We start from the raw sequence: 7,560 nt of genomic DNA on the forward strand, positions 1-7,560 counted from the left end.
TTTTAACTTATTTTGAAATAATTCCCCGTGTATCTGCAATCACATTACGCGGGCACTTCACCGCACAATTTCCGCAGGCAAGACAAAGTTCGTCATTGATCGCTGCCACATTGTCTGTAACTGTAACTGCATCTGCCGGACAGTTTTTTGCACAGATCCCACAGCCGATACAGCTGGCTTCACAGACCTTCCTCGCCACCGCTCCCTTATCCTTATTGGAACATTTCACAAGGAACGGATTATCCGTGAGATGAATGTGAATGATATCCTGGGGACATGCTTTCACACAAAGGCCACAGCCAATACATTTGGGTTCATCTATTTCAGCCACCCCATATGCATTATAAAAAACAGCATCCTTTCTGCAGGCCTCCATGCAGGAGGAACAAGTCATGCAGCCATAGGAACAGCTCTGACAGCGTTCCCCGCCGTTACATGCAACATAGGCCGTCTTTTTTGGAAATCTTGCCATTGATCATTCCCCCTTCTTTTTTCTTTCATATGGTGTATTTACAAGAGGAAGGCTGGTACGGTACTGTCCGTCATATTTATAATATGCTCCTGCAATAGCCGGCGCTGTAGGGATAGAAGTGATCTCGCCGATACCGATCGCTCCCTCCGCTACTTTCAGCCCTTCTTTTTCCACAATGATGCTTTCTACTTCCGGCGCCTGGTTGGCACGGAAAAGACCGAGTGTACCATATTTATTCTGAGGTTTGCAGTCCTTCAGCCCATACTCCTCTGTAAGAGCAAAGCCTGCTGACATTACCACGCCGCCCTCGATCTGTCCTTCCACCGAAAGAGGATTCACCGCCCGTCCTACATCATGGGCTGCAACAATTTTTTCAATCTTTCCATTTTTATCCAGGATACATACCTGAGTTGCATAACCGTAAGCCACATGAGAAACGGGATTTTTTACATCGGATCCCATTGCGTCTGTCTTTGCCAGATATTCTCCCAGATACTCACAACCTTCCAGTTCCTGAAGGCTTTTTTCTTTCAGATCTTCGCGAAGCTTCTCACATGCCCGACGGCACGCTTCACCGGTAACAAGAGTCTGACGGGATCCGGAAGTAGTTCCGGAATCCGGTGCGTTATAGGTATTGGAAGCATCATAATAGATCTGATTCCGTTTCAGTCCAAGCTGTTCTGTTACCATCTGTACCAGTACCGTTCCAAGTCCCTGACCGATGCAGGAGGCTCCGGAATGGATTTCTACTCTTCCGTCATGGACATATAATTTACAGCGTCCCCAATCCGGAAGTCCTACACCCACTCCGGCGTTTTTCATTGCACAGGCAATTCCGGCATAAGGATGGCTTTCGTAAACATCTTTCACTGCTTCCAGCGTTTCTGCAAGCCCTGTAGAATCATCTACCAGCTGACCGTTAGGAAGCTCCTGGCCTGGGCGGATAGCATTGCGGTAACGGATCTCCCATGGAGAAATCCCCACTTTTTCCGCCATTTTTGTCAACAGCATTTCCACGCCGAAGCAAGTCTGTGTCACGCCAAATCCCCGGAAGGCGCCTGCCGGCGGATTGTTTGTATAATATGCCTTTCCATCAATGTCAAAATTCTGGTAATTGTAAGGACCGGAGGCATGTGTACACGCTCTCTGAAGTACCGGGCCTCCAAGAGATGCATATGCTCCCGTATCAGCAATAACTGTGGCTTTTACTCCCCGGATGATTCCGTTTTCATCACAGCCCATAGTAAATTCCATATCCATAGGGTGACGCTTGGGATGAATCAGGATGCTTTCCTCTCTGGTAAGTTTTACCTTCACCGGACGTTTGGTAAGATAAGCAATCATTCCGGCATGATGCTGAACAGTCACATCTTCTTTTCCGCCAAATCCGCCTCCTACCAGTTTATTGCGTACCTTTACTTTTTCCGCAGGAAGTCCCAGAAACGCCATACATTCATGCTGTGTATCGTATACGCCCTGGTCTGTAGAATAAATGATCACACCGTCCTCTCCGTCCGGTTTAGCTACCGCGCATTCCGGCTCCAGAAAGGCATGTTCTGTCCATGGTGTATGGAATTTTTCACTAAGTACATATTTAGATTCTTCAATCGCTTTATCTGCATCCCCACGATGTACATGCCAGTGAGCAAGAAGATTTCCATCCCCATGCACCAGAGGCGCATCTTCCTTCATAGCTTCATAGGGATCACGGACCATGGGAAGTTCTTCATATTCTATCTTGATAAGTTTCTTTGCTTTTTCTACAATTTCCGGAGTCTCTGCCGCCACAAGTGCAATGGCATCTCCCAGATAATGGGTGATCTTGCCAACGGGGATCAGACCATCCCAGTCCTGTTTCAGATGACCTACCTTTACGCTTCCCGGAATGTCTTCTGCAGTAAATACGCCGACCACTCCCGGAAGAGCCTTTGCTTTCTCCGTATCAATAGATTTTACAAGCGCTCTTGGATAAGCGGAACGAAGAGCGCTTCCATAGATCATGCCCTCTTCGTAAACATCGTCCGGATACTGTCCGTAACCCAGAACTTTTTCGCGGACATCCACTCTGGGAACACGGTCTCCCAGTTTCCATGTATATTCTTTTTTCTCAGGAAGCCCTTCTCTTTTGTATTTTGCAGCAAGCAGGATACCGTCAATGATCTTTTTGTATCCTGTACAGCGGCAGATATTATTTCGGATCGCATGAGCTGCCTGAGCACGGGTAGGATCTGGATTCTGGTCGATCAGACCTTTGGCACTAATGACCATACCCGGTATACAGAAGCCGCACTGCACTGCCCCTGCCTCTCCAAAGGCACGGTCATAAATCTCTTTTTCTTCTTCTGAAAATCCTTCTACAGTAAGTATATGTCGGCCTTCCATCATAGAAAGAGAGGGAATACAGGCTTTTTGCGGTTTTCCATCGATCAGCACATGACAGGTTCCGCAGGCGCCTTCGCTGCAGCCGTCTTTTACCGAAGTAAGGTGGAGTCTGTCGCGAAGGAAACGGAGAAGTTTCATATCCTGCTCTTCCTGATATTCTTTTCCATTTACATAAAAACTGAACATAGAATTCCTCCTAACATATATTCAGCATAAGCGCATCCCTGTGCAGAACACAGAGACGCGCTCACTTTTCTTTACTTTCTGATCAGATTATTTATTTGTACAACAGATAGGAATAGTCATTGATCACAGCCAGGATCAGGTCGCGGATTCCTGCCGGAACAGTGTCTGCCGGATCGTCAGCTTTGCAGTCTGTGGTGTTTCCAAGGAATCTTACTCTGCATTCCTTTGTTTCTGCATTCAGTACGGCGAAACCGTCGTTTGTACTGTCATCCATGTCCTCAGCCTTTGCAAACAGTGTAAATTTGTCTTTATAAGGAGCGCTTGCATATGGGCAGAAGGTCTTACAGTTGCCGCATTCATTACACATATAATCTACATGGATCACCTGTGCCATTTCCCTTCCGGGAACCTTAATGGAAATATTTGCTCTGTTTGGACATACATCTACACAGTTCTCGCAGACTTTGCTGCAGGAAAGACATCTCTGACTTTCTTTTTCAGCTTCTTTCTCTTCTTTCAGAATACCTTTCTTTTCGTAGCATTCTGCGTCTGTACCGGTAACTGCTCTGTCAGAAACAACAGAGGTACCCAGAATTGCTTTTGCAACGATCTGTACATCGCGGATCGCCTCAACGATGGTAGCAGCGCCTTTTGCTCCGTCACCTGCCAGATATACGTCTTTCACACTGGTTTCCAGAGTTTCCTGATTCAGTTTTGCTTTTCCTCTTTCATTTACATTGATACCGTTTGCTTCATAGAACTCTGTAGGAACTTTTTCACCAACTGCTACGATCACAGTATCTGCAGGTACCTCAACAATCTCGTCTGTCTCTTTTACACCGGCTCTTCCGGAAGCGTCCACAGCGCCAAGCTCCATCTTCTTGCAGATCAGAGTTCCGTTTTCCAGACTTACCGGAGAAAGGAGTTCTTTAAATTCTACTCCTTCTTCCAGAACCTCCAGAAGCTCATCTTCTGCAGCAGGCATATAGCGTTTGGTCCTTCTGTATACCAGATAAACATGCTCAACGCCTTCGGTGCGTTTGGCTGCTCTTGCAGTATCCATGGCTGTATTACCGCCGCCAATAACAACTACGTTCTTTCCAAGGTCAACCTTACCGTCATTTGCCTTAAAATCTGCCAGGAATTTCAGAGCATTTACTGTTTCCCCTTTTTCCAGTTTCAGTGTGCCAGGTTTGTTTGCACCTGTTGCAAGGATCACCGCATCATATCCTTCTGCTTTGATATCTGCCACAGAAGTTATCTCTGTATTCGTGCGGATCTCCACGCCCATTTTTTCGATAAAGGAAATATCTTTGTCAATAGCTGCTTCCGGAATACGGAATCCCGGGATCACATAACGGATCACACCACCAAGTTTGGCTTCTTTTTCAAAAATTGTAACAGAAGCGCCTGCTCTTGCAAGGAAATAAGCTGCTGCAATACCTGCAGGGCCGCCGCCTACGATGGCAACCTTCTTACCATTTCTCTCTCCTGCATGGATCTCGCCGATCACTTCATCATAACCTTTTTCCGCTGCAAGAAGTTTGGTTCCGCGGATATTTACAGATTCCTCATAGAAGTTTCTGGTACATTTATACATGCAGTTATGAGCGCACAGAGTACCTGTAATAAACGGAAGCGCATTTTTGTCAAGGATCACACGGAGAGCTTCCGCATATTTCTCTTCTCCTGCAAGCGCGATATATTCCGGAATATCCTGATGGATTGGACATCCTCCCTGACATGGAGCAAAATAGCAGTTCAGAAGAGGAACTGTCTCATCGCTCTTTCTGTTTGGAAGAGGTTTGATATTCTTTACATGATGAGGATCTTTTTTTGCATCCTCAGCAAGTTTTTCCAGAGCCTCTACGTCAATTCCTGTCCATGGTTTCACACCGTCTGCCATAACCTTTTCTGCCATCTGGGTGAATCTCTGATATCCTCCGGTCTTGAGAATTGTTGTAGCAACTGTTACTGGCCATACACCGCAGCCTACGATTCTGTCAATGTTATAGAAGTCTGCACCACCGGAATATGCAATACGCAGTTTTCCGTCAAATTCTCTGGAAAGCATTGCAGCCAGAGAAATAGAAAGCGGGAATAGAGATTTTCCGGACATATACATCTCTTCGCTTGGAAGCTCATTTCTGGTCACGTCTACCGGGAAGGTGTTTGTGATCTTAACGCCAAAGGCAAGGTTCAGCTCATCTGCCAGAGCCTGAAGACGTTTGAACATCGGAATGGCATCTTTATACTGAAGGTCATCCTTAAAGTGGAAATCACCAAACATCATGTAATCGTAGCCCATGTCATCCATGGTCTTTCTTGCAAATTCATATCCCAGAAGGGTAGGATTGCATTTAATAAAGGTGTTCAGGTGCTTTTCTTTAAACAGATGATTTGCAATACTCTCGATCTCATTTGGAGGACATCCATGAAGTGTAGAGATTGTAGCAGAATTACAGATTTCTGAAGGAATTGCTTCAATATCTTCTTTTGTCACCTTTTCAAATTTATCTGCATTATCAAGAAGCCACTGTCTGCATTCTTTGAATATATCTGTATCCTTTGCATCTTTCATGCTGTCGATAAAGGTATCGATCTTTTTCTCCTTGATGCCTGCAAGGTCATAACCTACAGAAATGTTAAATTGAAATCCGTCTGTTCCTCCAAGGCCGAATTCCTTTGCCATTACATGAAGGATGAACCATGCCTTAATATACTCTCCCATAGCCTGCGGAACATAAAGTTCTGTAGACCACTCACAGTTATAACATTCGTCTTCTGCAAGGATACATGGTCTGCTGATACATGCAGCCAGTTCGTCTCCGTCCATTTTCTGAACAGTCTTCAGTTCAAAGAATCTTGCTCCTGCGTAATAGGAAGCAACAATATTCTGTGCAAGCTGGGTGTTCGGGCCTGCCGCAGGTCCAATAGGCGTTTCCAGATTTCTTCCGAAAATCTCCATAGCCTTGGCAGTATCTGCCTGATATGCTCTGTGTACGCCAAATACAGTATTTTTTTCTTTATGCTCAGTTAAAACCCAGTCCATTAACTGTCCAAAGGACATACAGGTCATTTTTTCACTCATTGTTTTTACCTCCCAGATGATAGTTCTATATTTATTTACCAGTGTTAATGTCGTCAGCAAGCTCTTTTGCAGCCTGACGGCAATCCGCCATCATCTTCGCCTCGTCACAGACAAGAACTTCACGGTCTTTCATCAGAACCTTTCCGTTACATACGGTAGTCTGCACCATTGCTCCTGTAGTACCGAAAAGAAGATGTCCGTTTACATTATCCGCACGCATCGGTGTCAAAGGATCATAGTCAACAACGATCACATCTGCTGCCGCACCGTTTTTCAGAACGCCCAGTTCTTTTTTAAAGTAGCGGTTTGCAATCTTTGCATTTCCTTCAAACAGCATCTGCGGAACCTCTCCCCATGCAGCGTTCGGATCGCAGAGATGATGTTTATGCAGAATGTTTGCCACCTTCCAGGATTCTGTCATATCATGAGTGTAGCCGTCTGTACCAAGACCGGTAAGAACCCCCTTGTGAACCAGTGCCATGGTTGGAGGACATCCGCAGGCATTACCCATATTAGATTCCGGATTATGTACCACCATGGTATCTGTATCTTTGATAAGATCCATTTCATGCTCATTGATATAGATACAGTGACCCAGAAGAGTTTTTGGTCCAAGGATATTCCAATCATAAAGGCGGTCCACAATCCGTTTGCTGTGCTCTTTCAGGCACTGATGAAGATCATAGATTCCTTCTGCCACATGAATATGATAACCAACACCTTCCGGTTTCAGCTCATTGCACAGAGCCATGGTTTCATCAGAAATGGTAAAGGATGCATGCATACCCATCATTCCTGCAATCATATCGCTGTCATCTGCAAGAGCATGTTTGATAAAGTTTACGTTTTCCATTACAGATTCTCTGGATTTCTCCATACCGTCACGGTCTGAGATCTCATAGCAGAGACAGGTACGAATTCCCAGATCCTTTGCAGCCTCCTCAATTGCAAACAGGGAACCTGTGATATGTCCGAAGCTTGCATGATGGTCAAATACAGTTGTCACACCGTTTTTAATAGAATCAATGTATGTGGCATATGCAGACAATTTTGTCTGTTCCAGTGTCAGATGACGGTCGATGGTCCACCATTGTCCATCAAGTATATCCAGAAATCCCTGTGGGTTGTATCCTTTAATGCTCAGACCTCTGGCAAAAGCACTGTAAATATGCTCATGAGCGTTAATATACGCCGGCATGATCACTCCGCCCTTCGCATCAATAAATTCCGCATCCGGATAAGCAGCCTTTACAGTCTCCAGTTCTCCCACCATGACAATTGTATTTCCATCCATAGCAACTGCACCATTTTCAATAAAAGGATTGGATGCATCTCTTGTAATCATTCTGCCATTACCAATAATAAGCATAATATAACCCTCCTTAACTTGTATAATTCTTCTAACTACTTTCTGTTATCATTCAGTTCT

4 protein-coding genes are annotated in these 7,560 nt (G+C 45.1%); all 4 read right to left on the bottom strand.

Annotated elements, in window-relative coordinates:
- Positions 1 to 7: 7 nt before the first annotated feature.
- The gene (locus tag RDS42_RS10065) at positions 8 to 472 is read right to left on the bottom strand and encodes a 4Fe-4S binding protein (RefSeq protein WP_308783548.1); all 465 of its coding nucleotides are present in this window, start codon (positions 470 to 472) and stop codon (positions 8 to 10) included.
- Positions 473 to 475: 3 nt separating this feature from the next.
- Positions 476 to 3,040: a selenium-dependent xanthine dehydrogenase gene (xdh, locus tag RDS42_RS10070; RefSeq protein ID WP_308783549.1), complete on the bottom strand. Its 2,565-nt coding sequence runs from the start codon at positions 3,038 to 3,040 to the stop codon at positions 476 to 478.
- 91 nt (positions 3,041 to 3,131) lie between these two features.
- Positions 3,132 to 6,131 carry a putative selenate reductase subunit YgfK gene (ygfK, locus tag RDS42_RS10075; RefSeq protein ID WP_308783550.1) on the bottom strand — a complete coding sequence of 1,000 codons (3,000 nt, stop codon included), beginning with the start codon at positions 6,129 to 6,131 and terminating at the stop codon, positions 3,132 to 3,134.
- Between the two features lie 31 nt (positions 6,132 to 6,162).
- Positions 6,163 to 7,500, bottom strand: a complete 1,338-nt coding sequence (gene ssnA, locus RDS42_RS10080; RefSeq protein WP_308783551.1) for a putative aminohydrolase SsnA — start codon at positions 7,498 to 7,500, stop codon at positions 6,163 to 6,165.
- Positions 7,501 to 7,560: the final 60 nt, after the last annotated feature.

Origin of the sequence: uncultured Blautia sp. (assembly GCF_902497045.1) — a bacterium.
Taxonomy (GTDB): Bacteria; Bacillota; Clostridia; order Lachnospirales; family Lachnospiraceae; genus Blautia_A.